Below are 17,307 nucleotides of genomic sequence, written 5' to 3'. Positions count from 1 at the left end.
ACCCCCTAATAATCAACTTCAGCGTACTTAGCATTGTCTTCAATAAAGATTCTTCTAGGTTCAACTTTGTCACCCATCAACATTGAGAAGATCTTGTTAGCTTCAATCGCATCATCAAGGTTAACACGGTCCAATCTTCTCTTATCTGGATCCATAGTTGTGTCCCATAATTGATCAGCATCCATTTCACCAAGACCCTTGTAACGTTGGATCTTTGGTTCTGGTTTTGCTGGCAATTGTGATACGAAATCATCTTTTTCTTTATCAGTATCAAAGTATCTCATCATTTTACCTTGACGTACTTGATACAAAGGCGGCTTAGCGATATAGACATATCCTGCATCAACGATCGGACGCATATATCTGTATAGCAATGTCAAAAGCAGTGTTCTGATATGAGCACCATCGACATCGGCATCGGTCATGATGATTACCTTATGATAACGAGCTTTGGAAATATCAAAGTCTTCCCCAAAACCAGTTCCCATTGCTGTAAATATTGTTCTGATTTCTTCATTAGCTAAGATCTTATCCATTGAAGCTTTTTCAACGTTCAGGATCTTACCACGAATAGGCAAAATAGCCTGAGTCAAACGTGAACGACCAGTCTTGGCAGAACCACCGGCTGAATCACCCTCGACGATAAATAATTCAGAAATTGCTGGATCTTTACTAGCATTGTCAGCTAGCTTACCAGGCAAATTACTGATCTCTAAGCCGTTTTGTTTACGAGTAACTTCACGGGCACGCTTAGCAGCCATACGAGCTCTAGTAGCCAAACTACCCTTTTCAACGATCTTCTTAGCAGTACTTGGGTTCTCCATCATGAATTTCATGAAGTGCTCACTGAACAATCTATCAGTGATCGTTCTAGCATCTGAGTTACCCAGTTTGGTCTTCGTCTGACCTTCGAATTGTGGGTCTGGATGCTTAACACTGACAACCGCAGTCATACCTTCACGAACATCTTCACCAGATAGCTTCTCAGTATCCTTTAGAAGTTTGTTCTTGTGAGCATAATCGTTGATGACACGTGTTAGAGCAGTCTTAAATCCAACCTCATGTGTACCACCTTCATAAGTGTGGATGTTGTTGGCAAAAGTCATCAAGTTAGTGTGGAATTCATCCGTATATTGCAAAGCAACTTCAACGGTAATTCCGTCTTGAACACCTTCAAGATAAATAGGCTCGTCAAAAACGACTTCCTTATCCTTATCCATAAACTCAACGTAACTCTTAATACCACCTTCATAGTGGAAGACCAACTTTTCAGCTGTATCTGCACGTTTGTCGGTAAAAGTTAGTTTGAGACCTTTGTTCAAGAAAGCCAATTCACGAATTCTAGTTGTCAAAACTTTGTCATCATAAACCGTTGTTTCAGTGAAGATATCAGGATCTGGAACGAAGTGGACACGTGTACCGTGTTCAAATTCAGGGGCATCCCCAACAACGTGCATTGGATCCTTGACCTTACCCTTAGCGAAGTCAATACCGTACTTCTTACCGGCACGTGTAACAACAACATCAAGTTCACTACTCAAGGCGTTAACTACTGAAGCACCAACACCGTGAAGTCCACCAGAAACCTTATATCCGCCACCGCCGAATTTACCACCGGCATGTAAGATCGTATAGACGGTTTCTAGAGCTGGCTTACCAGTTTTCTTTTGGATATCGATTGGGATACCACGTCCATCATCGAAGACGGTGATGGAATTATCAGGTTCAACAGTTACATCGATCTTTGTCGCAAAACCAGCTAAGGCCTCATCGATACCATTATCGATAATTTCCCAAACAAGATGGTGTAAACCTTGTTTACTAGTCGAACCAATATACATACCTGGTCTTTTACGAACGGCTTCAAGTCCTTCAAGAACTTGAATTTGGCTAGCGTCATATTCTTCGGCTAGTTCTTCTTTTTTCTCTAGTTCAGCTTTTCTACTGTTCTCAGCCATTAAACTTCCTCCTGTTGAACTTTTCCATTAGTAATATTTAAAATATTCGGATTCTTAACGATTGATGAGTCGACATCTTCCAGCGACGTTGTTGTGATAAAGGTTTGAATGCCACGACCAATTGACGAAAGCAAATGGGTTTGACGTTTTTGATCCAGTTCCGACAAAACATCGTCCAATAACAAAATTGGATAATCTCCCACTTGTTCTTTTATCAATTCGACCTCAGCTAGTTTCAAACTCAAAGCAACCGAACGCTGCTGCCCTTGAGAACCGAAATCTTGAACATTCTTATCATTGATCAAAAATTTAATATCATCTCGATGTGGTCCAAAGAGAGTCACACCACGTTGAATTTCTTTTTGCGAATTATCTTTGAAAGCTTTTTTATAAATATCATAAATATCTTCCAAAGATTTTTCGTTACTATCATAAAAACTCGAGTAGACGACTTTTAGAACTTCCTGATGGTCAGTGATCTGATCATGAATCTTTTCAATGTGTACTTGGAGCTTTTTCAGAAAATCCAGACGTGTTTTCACAACTTCTGCACAATAAGCAGCCAGTTGATCAGACAAAACTTCCAAATAAACCAGATCTTTAGTCTGATGGTGCTGAAGTTTTTTGAGATAAGCATTACGTTGTTTCAAGACTTGTCTGAATTGACTGACTGTCTTCAAATACTGTGATGAGATCTGTCCAAACTCCATATCAATAAATTTCCGGCGAATCCCTGGATTGCCTTTGACAATCGATAAATCCTCCGGAGAAAACAAAACAACGTTTAAATTCCCTATATAACTAGATAATTTGCGTTGTTCTAAATTATTCAGTTTTGCTTTTTTTCCTGACTTGCTGATGACTAAGTCCAATCGTAATTGACTAGAATTATCCTTGATCACCACACCAGAGATCCTGGCAAATTCACTGCCCCATCTAATTAAATCTTTGTCATTTGATGTTCGATGACTTCTGGTCAAAGCTAAAAAGTACATAGCCTCTAATAAGTTTGTTTTGCCCTGGGCATTGTGTCCCAAAAAAACATTAATGTTTGGCGAAAAACCAATCTCTAAAGACTCGTAGTTCCGATAATTCTGAAGTCGAAGATTCTTTATATACAACTATTCGATTTCAAAACTTTGATCATCAACTACAACTACATCGCCCTTACGCAATTTCTTGCCACGACGGTTTTCCAGTTCACCATTAAGACTGACCGAATTTTCTCTTAGATACCACTTAGCTTGTCCACCAGTCGCAATGATCCCAGTGTCCTTAAGTAGTTGACCCAATGTGATAAATTCAGTATCGATCGTTATTTTTTTCGACATATTAACACCCTATTTATTAGATTTATACCAGTAAAGACATACTATAATTATAGTTGTTTTCACAATAAAAAACAACTTAAACGTAATTTACAGGCTCTCTAAGCAATTTTTGACAAATGTAGTATCCACCCACTAAAAAACATTCAAAAAACTCTTAAAGCAGAAAATAACGCTTAAAAACGTAATACGTAAAAAAAATAGCCCAGAACGAAATGTTCTGAGCTATTTTTCATCCGCTAAGGGATTTTTAGAATGTTCTCACTGGTGTGATCAATTGTACGAAGTTATCTTTGTCATCCACTGGACGTAATGTAAATGGGTGAAGTGGCGAAGTAAAGCTCATTTCGATCGTAGTATTGCTACCAAATGATCTCAAAGCATCCTTTAAGTAATCAGGGTTGAATGAAATATCTAAGTCATCACCATCGAGATCTTCAAAATCAAGAACTTCTTCAACAGTACCTACTTCTGGAGAATTTCCATAAAGAGTAGCTTTCTTATCATCTGACTTGATCTCTAACTTGATAACATTGTTGCGACTTTCGTGTGAAAGAAGTGAAGCACGTTCAACAGAAGCTAATAAGTTGGAAGTATCAAAGGTTAATTTGGTATTTGAATCTTCAGGGATCAAACGATCAGTTTCTGGATATCTTCCATCCAATAAACGTGAGTAGAACATAACATTGTCAAAACTGAACAAAACTTGGTTTTCTGAAATCGACATTTTGATTTCCTTGACAGAGTCACTGATAGTTCTTACTAATTCAGTCAAACTCTTACCAGGAATGATCAAGTTATATTCTTCGTCGCTGGTAATATTGATTTTTCTTTGTGAAAGACGGTGTGAGTCAGTTGCTACCAAAGTTAAACCTTCACTATTGATAATGAAGTTAACACCAGTTAGAACTGGACGGCTCTCTTGATTAGAAACTGCGATAACAGTTTGGTTAACGACTTCCTTAAATAAATCAGTTGGAAAAGTTAATTGGTTGTCAGTTTCTACATCCGGTAGATGTGGGTAGTTTCCAGCATCTAGTCCATTGATGGTGAATTCTGAAACACCGGATGTAATTAATGTTTGGTTATTGTTCAAAACCTCTAGTTCGAAGTTGTCGCCAGGTAGTTTTTTGATGATTTCATTGAAGAATCTAGCTGGAAGAACGATTGATCCGGTACTTTCGATCTTAAGATCATTATCTGCATCACTTGAAGAAATAAAGGCGGTGATAGAAATATCTGAATTACTACCAGTGATTGTCAAACCTGATTCAGTTAAGTCAAGTTTCATCCCAGTTAGTATTGGAATTGTTGTTTTGGTTGAAATTGCTCTCTGGACATTAGTAGTTTGATTAACGAATTTAGTACGGTCGATTGAAAATTTCATTATCTATGCTCCCTTTTTTAATTAATTAATATATAAATAGAAGTAGTAGTAGGTGCTGTTGATTCTGTGGAAAACCCCATGAACCTCTAGTGCCTGTTGAAAACTTCTTGTTATTAACAGCTGTGGAAAACTTTGGAGAAACTAGAAAGTTATTAACATGTTAATTTCTTAATTCATCCTTCAGTTCGTTGACAGCCATTTTAATTTCATCATCTTTAATGACTAACTCGGCTATTTTATCACATGAATGCATAACTGTCGTATGATCCTTGCCGCCAAATTCCATTCCAATTTGAGGTAGTGACTTTTCAGTTAGTTCTCGAGATAAATACATTGCGATTTGTCTTGGAACAACGATCGTTTTGACACGTTTCTTGCCTTTTAAGTCGTTGATCGAAACATGATAATATTTGGCAACTTTATTTTGGATATTGGCAATTGAAAGACCCTTCTTTTCCTTTGATAGCTTGAAGAGTTTCAAAGCATCTGCAGCAACAGACTTAGTTATATCAGCATTTTCCAAAGTTGAATAAGCTTGAACACGGATCAAGGCCCCTTCTAGTTCACGGACGTTAGTATCAACTTGTTCAGCAATATAAGATAGTGTGTCGTTAGGAATTTCCAATTTTTCTGCTTCAGCTTTATTGCGTAAAATAGCAATTCTAGTTTCTAAGTCAGGTGCAGTGATATCAACGGATAATCCCCATTTGAAGCGGGATACCAGTCGTTCTTGTAGCTTGGGAATTTCATTTGGCAGACGATCAGAAGTCATAACGATCTGTTTACCGTTGTCGTGTAATTCGTTGAAGGTGTGGAAGAACTCTTCTTGAGTTCCTTCTTTTTCAGCGAAGAATTGGATATCATCTATTAGTAGTAGATCGACGTTTCGGTATTCTTGTCGAAAATCGTCTTGCGTCCTTGTCTGAATAGAGTTTATGAAGTCGTTAGCGAAGGTTTCACTAGTGACATATTTTACTTTGGCTCCGGGATCGATCTTGATCATTTGATGGCCAATGGCTTGCATCAAGTGAGTCTTACCTAATCCCACACCACCATAAATAAATAGTGGATTATAAATAACCCCTGGTTCTTCCGCAACGGCAAGTGCTGCAGCATGTGCCATCTGGTTTCCGGATCCAGTGATGAAAGAATCAAAAGTATATTTAGGATTTAAATGAGAGTTATGGAAGACATGACCCTCGTTTTTTTGTGTTGTTTCAGTTTCTTTGGGAGCTTCTTTTTTAGGCATTTCGCCTTTTGCATGCTCATCTTCAGTTTCGATGATCGGATTGAGTTCAATTCCATTGAATTCGTAGGAGTAAATGGCAATGTCCTCTGCGTAATGACGTTCCCAATAATCCTTGTGAAGTTCAGTTGGAACAGTGATATGTATGTCGTTTCCTTTGATATACAAAGGTTTGGCGCTTCCGACCCAAGTTGTGTAGCTGACTGAGGTTAAACTTTTTTTCAGTTTTTCAGTTAAATAATCCCAAAAGTCAGTTAGAGCAGAATCGGATGAATTATTTATATTTTGCACGAATTTCCCCCCAATCGCAGTTGTTTATGATTTTTTTCCGGAAAAATGACATTGTATAGTTTATCATTGTATAAAATAGTTTTCCACAGAACAGATGTTTAAAGTAAATTTTTTTGATGTTTAGTTATCCACAAACGATAAATTGAAAGATATGTTTTTGAACAGCCTGTTTTTTCGTTGTAACACGATTTGTGGATTGAAGTGGAAATAGATAGTTATTCACACAGTTATCCACAACCAGTGCAAATGACTTAGCCTAATGTAACAGTCTTTATAGAAATTTACAACCGCCCTTTTAAACCTGTGGAAAACTGATTCACAGCAAAAAAATACGCTGGAAAAGTATGTGGATTGCCCTGTGCATAAAATTAGTTAATAACTTAATCCACAGATTATCCACAAGATAAAAAACAAAGAACATCTAACAAAATCTTCTACTTATACGAAATTTGGTATTTAAATTAAATGGAAAGCATGGTATTATATACGAGCAATTGTCTGAAGAAGTTACATTTTAATTAAAAGTTTAAAGTCAGGAGGTTTATTGAATGACTACAAAGAGAACATTTCAACCAAAGAAGCGTCATCGTGAACGCGTCCATGGTTTCATGAAGAGAATGAGCACAAGTAATGGTCGCAAGGTTCTTGCAAGACGCCGCAAAAAGGGTAGAAAAGTATTATCAGCTTAGTTTTGGAGGATCACTAATTTTTGGTGGTCTTTTTTTATTACAACTTAAGAGACTAGAGATTATGGTGACATATGAGAAAAAGTTATCGAATTAAAAAAGAAAATGAATACCAATATGTCTATTCGGAAGGAAAGTCATTCGCAAACCGAAACTTTGTTTTGTATAAGATGCCTAAAGAAGGCCAAAAACACTTTCGAGTTGGACTTTCAGTAGGTAAGAAGGTTTCCCACACAGCCGTTGGACGCAATCGTGTCAAAAGATACGTGCGCCAATCTCTCTTGGAATTGAAACCTGAAATACCAGCAGAATTAGATTTTCTGATTATTGCCAGAAAACCTTCTGTTGATCTAGACATGTTTGAAACGAAAAAAAATATCGTACACTTACTAAAATTAGGTAAGATAATAGGGTAAGAAAAATAAATAGACTTATAGGTGTAAAAGGTGAATAAAAAAAGCTTAAAGAAATACTTAGGTGTTGCACTCTTATTGAGTGTGGTTCTAGTTTTAGCCGGTTGTTCTAACCTAAATGAGCCAATTACTAGTAACAGTACTGGATTTTGGGATCACTATATTCTTTATAGTTTCTCAAGATTTATCCTGTGGCTAGCATCTCTTGTTGGGAACAGCTATGGTTGGGCAATCGTACTGTTTACTGTCGTTATAAGAGTTATTCTATTGCCGCTTAACTGGTTCCAAATTAGAAGTATGAATAAACAAATGCGGATCCAGCCACAAATGCAGGCTCTGCAAAAGAAATATTCTGCTAAAGATGTTGATACGCAACAAAAATTACGTGAAGAGACGCAAAAGCTATATAGTGAAGCCGGAGTTAATCCGGTAGCTGGTTGTTTGCCACTTATTGTCCAAATGCCAGTTATGTTTGCCTTGTATCAAGCGATTTACAAGACAACGCAATTACGTGATGGTAGTTTCTTGTGGATGCAATTAGGTAAGGCTGATCCTTACTACATTATGGCTATTTTAGCCGCCGCATTTACTTTCTTGAGTACTTATATCTCAAGTTACTCACAACCAACACAAAACGCTACAACGAAGTTGATGACATATGTGATGCCAATCTTTATCTTCGTACCAGCTTTGACATTCCCATCAGCTATCACCATTTATTGGGTTGTTACTAATGCGTTCCAAGTTCTTCAGACATTGGCTTTCCAGAATCCGTTCAAGTATCGTCGTGAACAGAGAGAAAAGGAAGAAGCAGAGCGTGAAAAAGAACGTAAGCTTAGAAGAGCTAAGAAACGTGTCTATAAGCGTCGTAAATAATTGACAATTGAAACAAATGTCGTTAAGATATTTGAGAAATTTGTTTTGAAAAATTGTTATATATAGAAAAGTAGTCAAAGTGCTTTTCCGTCTTTTTGAGGCGGATTGTGCACTTTTTTTGTGCCTTAAAACAGAGAGCGGAGGAAATCTGTCTTCCGCAGCTCGTTTCAAAAAACGTAAAAAATAATAATAAATTAAAACAACCAAAGGAGATCAAAATGGCAACAGTAACTGAATATGACACTATTGCAGCTATCTCAACCCCACCCGGGGAAGGTGGCATTTCAATCGTTCGTGTTTCTGGAGATCAAGCGGTCGAAATCGCACAAAAAATTTATAAAGGCAAAGATCTTGCCAAAGTTCCCACACATACGATCAACTATGGTCATATCTATGATCCAACTGATAACAGCTTAGTTGATGAGGTTATGGTATCCGTTATGCGAGCTCCAAAGACCTTTACTAGAGAAGACGTCGTCGAGATCAATACTCACGGTGGAATCGTTCCAACTAACAAAGTCTTGCAGTTATTGATCGGTGCTGGAGCTAGAATGGCTGAACCTGGTGAATTCACTAAGCGGGCCTTCTTAAATGGCCGAATCGACTTAACTGAAGCTGAATCTGTCATGGATCTGATCCGTGCTAAGACTGACAAAGCTATGCAAGTGGCGGTTAACCAACTAGATGGTAACTTGAATCATTTAATTTCAAATTTACGTCAAGAAATCCTCGATGCGCTGGCTCAGGTTGAAGTTAATATTGATTATCCCGAATATGATACAGAACAAATGACGACGAAGATGCTGCTAGAGAAGGCTAAATTGGTCGGTACAAACATCGATAGTTTGCTCAAGACGGCCGATTCTGGTGAGATTTTACAACATGGATTAGCTACGGCCATCGTTGGTAAACCTAATGTTGGTAAGTCTAGTCTCTTGAATCGTCTGCTGGATGAAGATAAGGCTATCGTGACTGATGTTGCTGGTACGACCCGTGATGTGGTTGAACAATATGTCAATATTGACGGTGTGCCATTGAAATTGATCGATACTGCCGGTGTTCGTGACACTGAAGATAAAGTCGAAAAAATCGGTGTTGAGCGTTCACTTAAAGCTTTGAGCGATGCAGATCTAGTTATTTTGGTTTTGGATTCTAGTCGCAAACTTGAAGACGACGATATTGAATTATTAGATGCTACCAAAGACAAGCGCCGGATTATTATCTTCAATAAGAATGATCTGGTACCCGTTATAACGCCTAATGATGTTGAACAATTGAAGGATGACGACATTATCCTCGTCACTTCAGCCATTAAGAATGACGGTATCGATACGATCAAAGCAACTATCGGTAAGATATTTAATGCTGGTATTGAAGATAGCAGTACTGATGTGATCATCACTAGCGCACGTCAAGCTGGTTTGTTGCGTCAGGCCAAAGAAAACCTCAATGATGTTATTTCAGGTATTGAAGCTGGAATGCCAATTGATTTGGTTCAGATCGACATGACTTCATGTTGGGATACATTGGGTGAAATAACAGGTGAGAGTTATCCAGATGAGTTGATAACACAACTATTCTCACAATTCTGCTTAGGAAAATAGAAAACAGGTGAAAAAATGCAAGTAAAGGAATTTGATTCAGAGAATTATGATGTCGTCGTTGTAGGAGCTGGACATGCCGGTTCTGAGGCTGCACTAGCAAGTGCCCGTATGGGTCAAAAAACACTCTTAGTAACGATTAATTTGGACATGGTAGCATTTATGCCATGTAACCCTTCAGTTGGTGGACCAGCTAAGGGAATCGTTGTCAGAGAGATCGATGCTCTCGGTGGTGAGATGGGTAAGAATATCGACAAGACTTATATTCAGATGCGTATGTTGAATACTGGTAAGGGTCCTGCTGTTCGTGCCTTACGTGCCCAGGCTGATAAGAATATGTATCATCGTATGATGAAGGAAGTTTTGGAAGATGAACCTAATCTAACTCTTCGTCAAGGAATCGTTGAAAAATTGATCGTTGAAGATGGCGTCTGCAAGGGTGTCGTTACAGCTACTGGTGCTAGATACCATGCCAAGTCAGTTGTTCTAACAGCTGGTACATCATCACGTGGTAAGATCATCATCGGTGAATTGACTTATTCATCAGGTCCTAATAATAGTATTCCATCAATCAAGTTGTCAGAAGACCTTGAGAGCCATGGATTTAAGCTAACTCGTTTCAAGACTGGTACACCACCACGTGTCAATAAGTCAACGATCGACTTCGACAAGACAGAAGAGCAACCAGGCGATAAAGAACCAAATCACTTCTCATTTGAGACACCTGATTCACAATATTTAAAAGATCAATTGTCATGTTGGATGACTTATACTAATGCCACAACACATTCGATCATCCGTGAGAACCTCAGCCGAGCACCAATGTTCTCTGGTGTTATCAAGGGTGTTGGACCAAGATATTGTCCATCGATTGAAGATAAGATTGTGCGTTTCGCTGACAAGCCACGCCACCAAATCTTCTTAGAGCCAGAAGGTAAGGATACTGAAGAATATTACGTTGGTGATTTCTCAACATCGATGCCTGAGGAAATCCAATTGAAGATGTTGCATTCAGTTGCTGGATTGGAACATGCTAAGTTGATGCGTCCTGGATATGCCATTGAATATGACGTTATCGAACCTTGGCAATTGAAGTTAAATCTTGAAACAAAGGTTGTTAAGAACCTCTTCACAGCTGGTCAAATGAACGGTACTTCTGGATATGAAGAAGCTGCTGGACAAGGTTTGATGGCAGGTATCAATGCGGCATTGCGTGCACAAAATAAAGATCCATTTATTTTGCATAGGGATGAAGCTTATATCGGCGTTTTGATCGATGACCTAGTTACAAAGGGAACTAATGAACCATATAGATTATTGACAAGTCGTGCTGAATATCGTTTGATTTTGCGCCATGATAACGCAGATCTACGATTGACAGATAAGGGTTATGAATTGGGACTGATCAGTGATGACCGTTATGCCAAGTTTAATGACAAACGTAACGCTACAGAAAAAGAATTAAAGCGTCTAAGCCGTAAAATGGTGACACCTAAGATGGCAGAACCATTCTTAACAAGCCATAACTTGAAGGGTTTGAAAGATGGCATCTTAGCTGATCATTTATTGAGACGTCCAGAAGTTCACTATGAAGATATTATCGACATGATCGGTGAACCAGAAGAAGGTCCAGTTGATCGTCGTGTTAAAGAACAAGTTGAAATTGCCATCAAGTATGCTGGTTATATTAAGAAGGAACAATTGAAAATCGAACGTTTGAAGAAGATGGAATCTAAGAAGATCCCTGACCGTATCGATTATACAAAGGTGCCTTCACTAGCTACTGAGGCTGTTCAAAAGTTAAGCAAGATCAATCCTGAGACAATTGCTCAAGCAAGTCGTATCAGTGGTGTTAATCCAGCTGATATCGGAATTTTGAGTGTTTATATTGAACAAGGAAGAATTGCTAAAGTATCAGAATAATTATGTGTGATAGTTTAGTCTTCGGACTAGGCTATTTTTTTACAGAAAATTTACAGTAAACATACTGTAAAAATATATTTATTTTGTAAATTGAGTGCAAGAGGTGATGTTAATGATTTTTTTGATGGGATTTATTTTATTTTCGCAAGTATTTATTGTGTATCTACTGGCTAGAGAAGAATATCAGTTAAAATTTTTAGTTTCACTAGTTATGTCGCTACTAATAATTGTGCCGACAATTGTACAAGGTTGGGGATTACTCTTATTAGCGACATTTTTTATGGGAATCATCTTATTCTTGGTTGGTATCATAGTTAAGCGCAGATCGTATATGTATTTGGGCTCGATTTATTCATTATTGATAGTGATTTCAACTTCTTATTTGGTGTATTTAGTTCCGGAAGCTTAGGTTATAATCAGTGTAAAAGCATTGAGGTAGAAATCATGACTTTAATCGAAGATTACATTAAATCAGCCCCAGAAGAGCAACAAGCTAAGTTGAGTGAAATGTACCGAATCTTGAAGGATGAATTGCCTGGTACTACCGAAAAAATGTCTTATGGGATGCCAACCTTTTATGCGGATGAAAATATTGTTCACTTTGCTGGATTTAAGAATCACTTAGGTTTTTATCCAACGCCCAGTCCAATTGCAAAATTTACGGATGAATTAAAAGTATACAAAACTTCCAAAGGTGCCATTCAATTTCCATATGATCAAGAACTGCCTGAAAACTTGATTCGGAAAATCGTGAAGTTTAGAAAATCAGAATTAAAAGAGAAGCTACAATAACAGAGGGATTGCGACAAATAAGTTATACTTATATTTTCATCTATTTTCAGCTTTACCGTTATTTGTTTCAGAAACTTATTACAAAAGAATGGATTAAATTGTTTCGTATTTCAGAAAGCGATTTGATACATTCTTTTTTATATACTTCCTATACATACACAACATATAGTTATAAAAAAATATTCATATACCACATGTTCCACATGAAACAATTGACTGTTCGAAGCTGGTCTTTAGGCATTTTGACTGTAAGCGATGACAGAAATTTGCTACACTATTTAAGAAAGTCGAGGTCTAGCAATGGAAAAAATAGGTGTAATCGGATTAGGAAATATCGCACAAAAAGCTTATTTGCCAGTAATGGCTAGCTTACAAGATAAATATGAATGGCATTTGACGACTAGAAATGTAGAAAAGGGTCAAAAATTGGCTGCAAAATATGGGTTTACTCATCTTCATCAAACTCTAGATCAGTTGATTGCCGAGAAGCCTCTGGCAGTTTTTGTCCATACTCCAACTAGTACACATGAGAATGTTATCAAACAATTATTGAACGCTGGTATCAATGTATATGTCGACAAGCCAGTTTCTGAGGATTTACAGGTAGTGGAAGAACTGTACAAATTAGCAGATACGAATAATCTAATGCTAACCTGCGGTTTCAATCGTCGCTTTGCACCATTTAATCAGGAATTAAAAAAGATTGCTGACAAGCGTTTGATCATGTCGGAAAAAATCCGTGAGAATTCACCGCAACCAGTTAAATTTGCCATCTTTGATTTGATGATCCATTCTGTCGATACAGCATTGTACTTGATGGATGAACCTATCCAAAAGGTTGCTAATCATTTGGTCACTAAAGACGATAATCTTGAACAAGGCTACGTCACATTATCGTCAGAACATGAACAAGTTCAAATAACGACTAGTTTAGTAGGTGGAATTAATTTGGAAAAATCTACTGTTCAAGGATCAACTGAGCGTGCTGAAGTTACCAACCTGAATTTACTTAATAAATATCAAACTGGAGTGACCCAACAAGTTTCTCGACCAGATTGGGAGCGTAATTTGATTACGCGTGGATTTGAACCATTGATCGTCAAATTCTTAACAGCGGTGACTACGGATGGCCCAAATCCCGTTAGTCCAGAATCCGCTATTTTGAGTCACAAAGTCTGCACCGATTTACTAAATACGCTTTAAAAGTATCAATCACTATATCTAGTGAGAACAGATGTTTTTTATACCATATGTTACACATGAAACAATTTGGATAAAAATAAAAATCCCAAATCGAAAATCGATTTGGGATTAATACTGTCATTCAGCCTTTTGATATCCATAGACAAAATAGATTACGATGCCGATGGCAAACCAACCGATTGATGCAATCCAGGAATTGATACTGACTTGTGTCATTAATAAAATACAAAGTCCGGCAGATAGAGCAGGGAACCATGGATAAAATGGTACTTTGAAACCACTCTCTGGGACATCGGTCCGACGTCGTAACTTGATGACACCGATCGATACAAAAACGAACGATAATAGCGTTCCGATATTTACTAGACTGGTTAATTCTTTCATTGAAACGAAACCACCTAATAGAACTGCCAAAACTGTGATAGCATTCAGCGAAGTCATAGGCATCTTAGATTTTTTATCTAATTTTCCGAAGGCTTCAGGAATTAATTTGTCACGGCCTAACGCATAGACTAGTCGAGAGCCACCATAGATAGTATTGAGCATCATGGTGAACATGCCAGCTAAAGCCCCGATACTGATTAAAAAGGTTATCTTGCTAAGACCGACTTCTTTGAGTGCAAAAACTACCGGGTCAGCAACGTTTAATTTAGTATAATTGATCATTCCAGTTAGGACTGCGGCCATGATCAAATATAAGGCAGCGCAGATGGCTAATGAAATCATTATTCCAGCAGGAATATTTTTTTGTGGATCTTTGACTTCAGGGGCAGATGAAGGAATGACGTCAAAACCTAAGTAAGCAAAGAAAACTAGTGCCGCTCCTTTAACTACTCCCATGCCACCCATCGGGAAATAGGGATGGTAATTGGTTGGCTTAATGTAGAACAAACCAATGATAATAAAGGCAATGATGACCGCCAACTTGATAAATACCACAATCGTATTCATATGTGCTGATGATTGGACACCACGCCGCAATAGGAAGTAGATCAACACTAAGACAATGATTGATGGTAAGTTGATGTAAGTTCTCAGACGGGATAAATGGGCCGGTCAGTCCATGTGGTAAATGAATTCCGAAGTTATTAAACATACTGACAAAATACGCTGAGAACCCAGACGAAACCGCCGCAACGCCCAAAATATATTCCAGGCAGAGTGCCCAACCAACGATCCAACCAGGAAACTGTCCGAAGATAATACTCCCATATGAATAAGTACTTCCAGCGACTGGAAAAGTTGAGGCTAATTCTGCGAAACACATCGCAGCTAGGACACAGACAACTGCTGCCAAAATAAATGAAACGGTAATTGCTGGACCAGAAGTTGAATAGGCAACAATACCAGGTAGGATGAAAATTCCGGTTCCAATAATTGAACCGATCCCCATGGCAATCAAATTATTCTTAGTCAGAGTTTTTGAAAAGTGTGAGTCATCGGCAATGTATTGCTTATAGTCTGCCTTTTTGAATATTTTTTTAGCATAATTTCTCCTCTATGACCTATACAGACTACGGGCTGATCAACATTGATGTCAATAAAAAATAGCCTTTTGAAATAAAAAATAATTATTCCAAAAAGCTATTTATAATTGATTAAAATTTTAATTTTAAAGTTTTGATGCAGCAGCGTCGTCAAGGATCAATGTTACATCAGGGTGATTTTGCAATGCACTTGCAGGAACATCTTCTGTAACAGGTCCGTTAACTGTCTTAGCAATGGCGTCAGCTTTGTTCTCACCGTAAGCAACTAAGATAATCTTCTTAGCTTTCATGATTGAGCCGATACCCATTGAATAAGCGTAACGTGGAACGTCTTTTTCGTCGTCGAAGAAACGCTTGTTAGCTTCGATAGTTGATTCTGTAAGAGCAACTTTACTTGTCTTACCATCAAGTGGTGAACCTGGTTCGTTGAAGCCAATGTGACCATTTCTACCAATACCTAATACTTGAACGTCGATAGGATTGTCAGCGATGATCTTGTCATATTCTGAAGTTGCAGCTGCAGCGTCGGGATTTGAACCATCGGGAACGTATGAATTCTTGAAAGGTTTCTTGCTGAATAAGTGTTCATTCATGAAGTAGTGGTAACTTTGGTCGTTGTCGGCTTTTAGACCAACGTATTCATCCAAGTTAACTGATGTCATGTTTGAAAAATCAATGTCGCTATTTGTCATTTCATTGTACATAGTGATAGGGCTGCTACCAGTTGCCAAGCCCAAGACCTTGGCACCATTCTTGATTGCAGTAGCGATAATATTGAAGGCTTCCTTACCACCTAAATCTTGATCTTTAACTTTAATAATATTCATAATTTATAATCTCCCATCTCTTTGTCTGGTCTAGTCCAATTTAACGTTTTTTCAGCTAAAAGTCAATTAAAAACGACTAGATTATGAAAAAAATCAGAAAGTTTAGCATAAACAATGCAAAGTTGTCGGATTTTCGGTATATTTTGAGAGTGAGAAAAATTAAAGAGGCTTAAAATTTGGAAAAAATATATGAAGTAACCAGAGGTAAGGTAAATATCAAAGTTGCCGGCGACCTCGAAAGTGATAAAAAAGTTATCGTGTTGATCCCTGGAATTAATGGATCTGTTGACTATTATGACGAGATAACACCTTATCTACAAAAAAAATACACCGTTGTCTCGATTGATTTATTAGGACAAGGAAAGTCTAGTAAATCTGATAGCGGTGAATACGATATGGACTTGCAAGCCTGGGCAATCCTTGAGGGAATTGCCAGACTTCGTATAACTGATAACATGATCCTGTTTGGATATGGTATCGGGGGCTTGATTGCCAATAGAGTGGCAGAAGTGCGTGATTTTAGCGTTTCTAAATTGATCATGCTTAATACACCGGCAAATGCCAAGTACGCTGATATGGACGCTCATTCGTCGTTTGCGGCTATTCCATTATTGGGTCGAATGGCTAAGTCACCAGTTAAGTCTAGCTTGTATTTTGCCAAGAACTTCGATACTTCGAAGCTGAAGAACCCTAACGTTATCAATGATGCTGCGAATGCTGTTGATCGTAAGACTGCCAAGAAGTTAAGTAAAATGGCAGATGATTATTTGGAAGACAAAGCTATGAACAAACGTCTTCGTGCGACAGGATTTGCTACACTAGCTATCTTCTCTGACGATGATCAGATTCTAACTGAGGCTGGTATTAAAGACGCCAAAGCAACCATCGGACGTGTGCCACATCTTACGATTAAAGACTTGAAGGGTGCAGGTCATGTCGGAATGATCGAGAGACCTGAAGAGGTTGCTAACATGATTATTGATTTTGATGATAGTGTTGAAGATGTTATTAAGGTTGATATGTAAATTTTTTAATAGGGATGCCTGACCGATTTTTGGTTGGGCTTTTTTTGTGTTTGGGGATGAAAAAAGCCATTCAACTTTTGTGTTGGATGGCTTTTAGGTTCTTAACTACATGAAATAACGTACTTCTAAAACTTAGTGGTCAACTATCCTAAATATATAGTTGGTTCTTAACTACATGAAATGACGTACTTCTAAAACTGACTAATCCCATTCTTTCGAGAATAGATAGGTTCTTAACTACATGAAATGACGTACTTCTAAAAC

14 protein-coding genes and 1 pseudogene are annotated in these 17,307 nt (G+C 37.9%); 8 read left to right on the top strand and 7 right to left on the bottom strand.

What is annotated here, in order from left to right; all coding sequences use genetic code 11:
- Nucleotides 1-5: 5 nt before the first annotated feature.
- From gyrB to dnaA, 5 genes are all read right to left on the bottom strand, one after another.
- Entirely contained in the window at nt 6-1,958 is a 1,953-nt protein-coding gene (gyrB, locus tag JCM14932_RS11875; protein WP_025025047.1) for a DNA topoisomerase (ATP-hydrolyzing) subunit B, read from the bottom strand.
- Nucleotides 1,958-3,079 (bottom strand): DNA replication/repair protein RecF, encoded by a 1,122-nt coding sequence (recF, locus tag JCM14932_RS11870; RefSeq protein WP_025025046.1) that lies wholly within the window; start codon nt 3,077-3,079, stop codon nt 1,958-1,960. Before recF ends, gyrB begins: the two co-directional genes overlap by 1 nt.
- On the bottom strand, nt 3,080-3,289 hold the full coding sequence (yaaA, locus tag JCM14932_RS11865) for a S4 domain-containing protein YaaA (RefSeq protein ID WP_025025045.1): 210 nt from the start codon (nt 3,287-3,289) through the stop codon (nt 3,080-3,082). It lies immediately after the preceding gene.
- Between the two features lie 247 nt (nt 3,290-3,536).
- Nucleotides 3,537-4,673, bottom strand: coding sequence for a DNA polymerase III subunit beta (gene dnaN, locus JCM14932_RS11860; protein ID WP_025025044.1), 1,137 nt, complete (start codon nt 4,671-4,673; stop codon nt 3,537-3,539).
- Between the two features lie 160 nt (nt 4,674-4,833).
- Entirely contained in the window at nt 4,834-6,210 is a 1,377-nt protein-coding gene (gene dnaA / locus JCM14932_RS11855) for a chromosomal replication initiator protein DnaA (RefSeq protein ID WP_025025043.1), read from the bottom strand.
- 548 nt (nt 6,211-6,758) lie between these two features.
- Here dnaA and rpmH point away from each other — a divergent pair.
- The 7 genes from rpmH (at nt 6,759) to JCM14932_RS11815 (ending at nt 13,704) form a co-directional block, all read left to right on the top strand.
- Nucleotides 6,759-6,899 carry a 50S ribosomal protein L34 gene (gene rpmH, locus JCM14932_RS11850; protein WP_010625561.1) on the top strand — a complete coding sequence of 47 codons (141 nt, stop codon included), beginning with the start codon at nt 6,759-6,761 and terminating at the stop codon, nt 6,897-6,899.
- Nucleotides 6,900-6,970: 71 nt separating this feature from the next.
- Nucleotides 6,971-7,312 (top strand): ribonuclease P protein component, encoded by a 342-nt coding sequence (rnpA, locus tag JCM14932_RS11845; protein WP_025025042.1) that lies wholly within the window; start codon nt 6,971-6,973, stop codon nt 7,310-7,312.
- 30 nt (nt 7,313-7,342) lie between these two features.
- Complete coding sequence (locus JCM14932_RS11840; protein ID WP_025025041.1) at nt 7,343-8,185, top strand: YidC/Oxa1 family membrane protein insertase; 843 nt, start codon at nt 7,343-7,345, stop codon at nt 8,183-8,185.
- Nucleotides 8,186-8,403: 218 nt separating this feature from the next.
- Nucleotides 8,404-9,789: a tRNA uridine-5-carboxymethylaminomethyl(34) synthesis GTPase MnmE gene (gene mnmE, locus JCM14932_RS11835; protein ID WP_025025040.1), complete on the top strand. Its 1,386-nt coding sequence runs from the start codon at nt 8,404-8,406 to the stop codon at nt 9,787-9,789.
- 15 nt (nt 9,790-9,804) lie between these two features.
- A complete protein-coding gene (mnmG, locus tag JCM14932_RS11830; RefSeq protein ID WP_025025039.1) occupies nt 9,805-11,709 on the top strand; it encodes a tRNA uridine-5-carboxymethylaminomethyl(34) synthesis enzyme MnmG in 1,905 nt (634 codons plus the stop codon).
- Nucleotides 11,710-12,153: 444 nt separating this feature from the next.
- Nucleotides 12,154-12,501: an iron chaperone gene (locus tag JCM14932_RS11820; RefSeq protein ID WP_025025037.1), complete on the top strand. Its 348-nt coding sequence runs from the start codon at nt 12,154-12,156 to the stop codon at nt 12,499-12,501.
- A 300-nt stretch (nt 12,502-12,801) separates the two neighbouring features.
- A complete protein-coding gene (locus JCM14932_RS11815; protein ID WP_025025036.1) occupies nt 12,802-13,704 on the top strand; it encodes a Gfo/Idh/MocA family protein in 903 nt (300 codons plus the stop codon).
- A 117-nt stretch (nt 13,705-13,821) separates the two neighbouring features.
- Here JCM14932_RS11815 and JCM14932_RS15505 read toward each other — a convergent pair.
- Together JCM14932_RS15505 and JCM14932_RS11805 are read right to left on the bottom strand one after the other, a co-directional pair.
- Nucleotides 13,822-15,181: pseudogene (locus JCM14932_RS15505) on the bottom strand (APC family permease).
- Between the two features lie 135 nt (nt 15,182-15,316).
- Nucleotides 15,317-16,018 (bottom strand): glucosamine-6-phosphate deaminase, encoded by a 702-nt coding sequence (locus JCM14932_RS11805; RefSeq protein WP_025025035.1) that lies wholly within the window; start codon nt 16,016-16,018, stop codon nt 15,317-15,319.
- A 176-nt stretch (nt 16,019-16,194) separates the two neighbouring features.
- Between JCM14932_RS11805 and JCM14932_RS11800 the strand changes: the two genes are divergently transcribed.
- Nucleotides 16,195-17,043 carry an alpha/beta fold hydrolase gene (locus JCM14932_RS11800; RefSeq protein WP_025025034.1) on the top strand — a complete coding sequence of 283 codons (849 nt, stop codon included), beginning with the start codon at nt 16,195-16,197 and terminating at the stop codon, nt 17,041-17,043.
- The last annotated feature ends 264 nt before the right edge of the window (nt 17,044-17,307 follow it).

Origin of the sequence: Companilactobacillus nodensis DSM 19682 = JCM 14932 = NBRC 107160, from assembly GCF_000615905.1 — a bacterium.
In the GTDB taxonomy this organism is placed as follows: Bacteria; Bacillota; Bacilli; order Lactobacillales; family Lactobacillaceae; genus Companilactobacillus; species Companilactobacillus nodensis.
Note: the sequence above shows the minus strand (reverse complement) of the source record. Positions and strands in the feature narration are given on the sequence as shown.

Excerpts from the sequence above, each read along its gene's own strand:
- gyrB (WP_025025047.1), bottom strand. The coding sequence starts at position 1,958 with ATGGCTGAGAACAGTAGAAAAGCTGAACTAGAGAAAAAAGAAGAACTA.
- yaaA (WP_025025045.1), bottom strand. The coding sequence starts at position 3,289 with ATGTCGAAAAAAATAACGATCGATACTGAATTTATCACATTGGGTCAA.
- dnaN (WP_025025044.1), bottom strand. The coding sequence starts at position 4,673 with ATGAAATTTTCAATCGACCGTACTAAATTCGTTAATCAAACTACTAAT.
- rpmH (WP_010625561.1), top strand. The coding sequence starts at position 6,759 with ATGACTACAAAGAGAACATTTCAACCAAAGAAGCGTCATCGTGAACGC.
- rnpA (WP_025025042.1), top strand. The coding sequence starts at position 6,971 with ATGAGAAAAAGTTATCGAATTAAAAAAGAAAATGAATACCAATATGTC.
- mnmE (WP_025025040.1), top strand. The coding sequence starts at position 8,404 with ATGGCAACAGTAACTGAATATGACACTATTGCAGCTATCTCAACCCCA.
- mnmG (WP_025025039.1), top strand. The coding sequence starts at position 9,805 with ATGCAAGTAAAGGAATTTGATTCAGAGAATTATGATGTCGTCGTTGTA.
- JCM14932_RS11820 (WP_025025037.1), top strand. The coding sequence starts at position 12,154 with ATGACTTTAATCGAAGATTACATTAAATCAGCCCCAGAAGAGCAACAA.
- JCM14932_RS11815 (WP_025025036.1), top strand. The coding sequence starts at position 12,802 with ATGGAAAAAATAGGTGTAATCGGATTAGGAAATATCGCACAAAAAGCT.
- JCM14932_RS11805 (WP_025025035.1), bottom strand. The coding sequence starts at position 16,018 with ATGAATATTATTAAAGTTAAAGATCAAGATTTAGGTGGTAAGGAAGCC.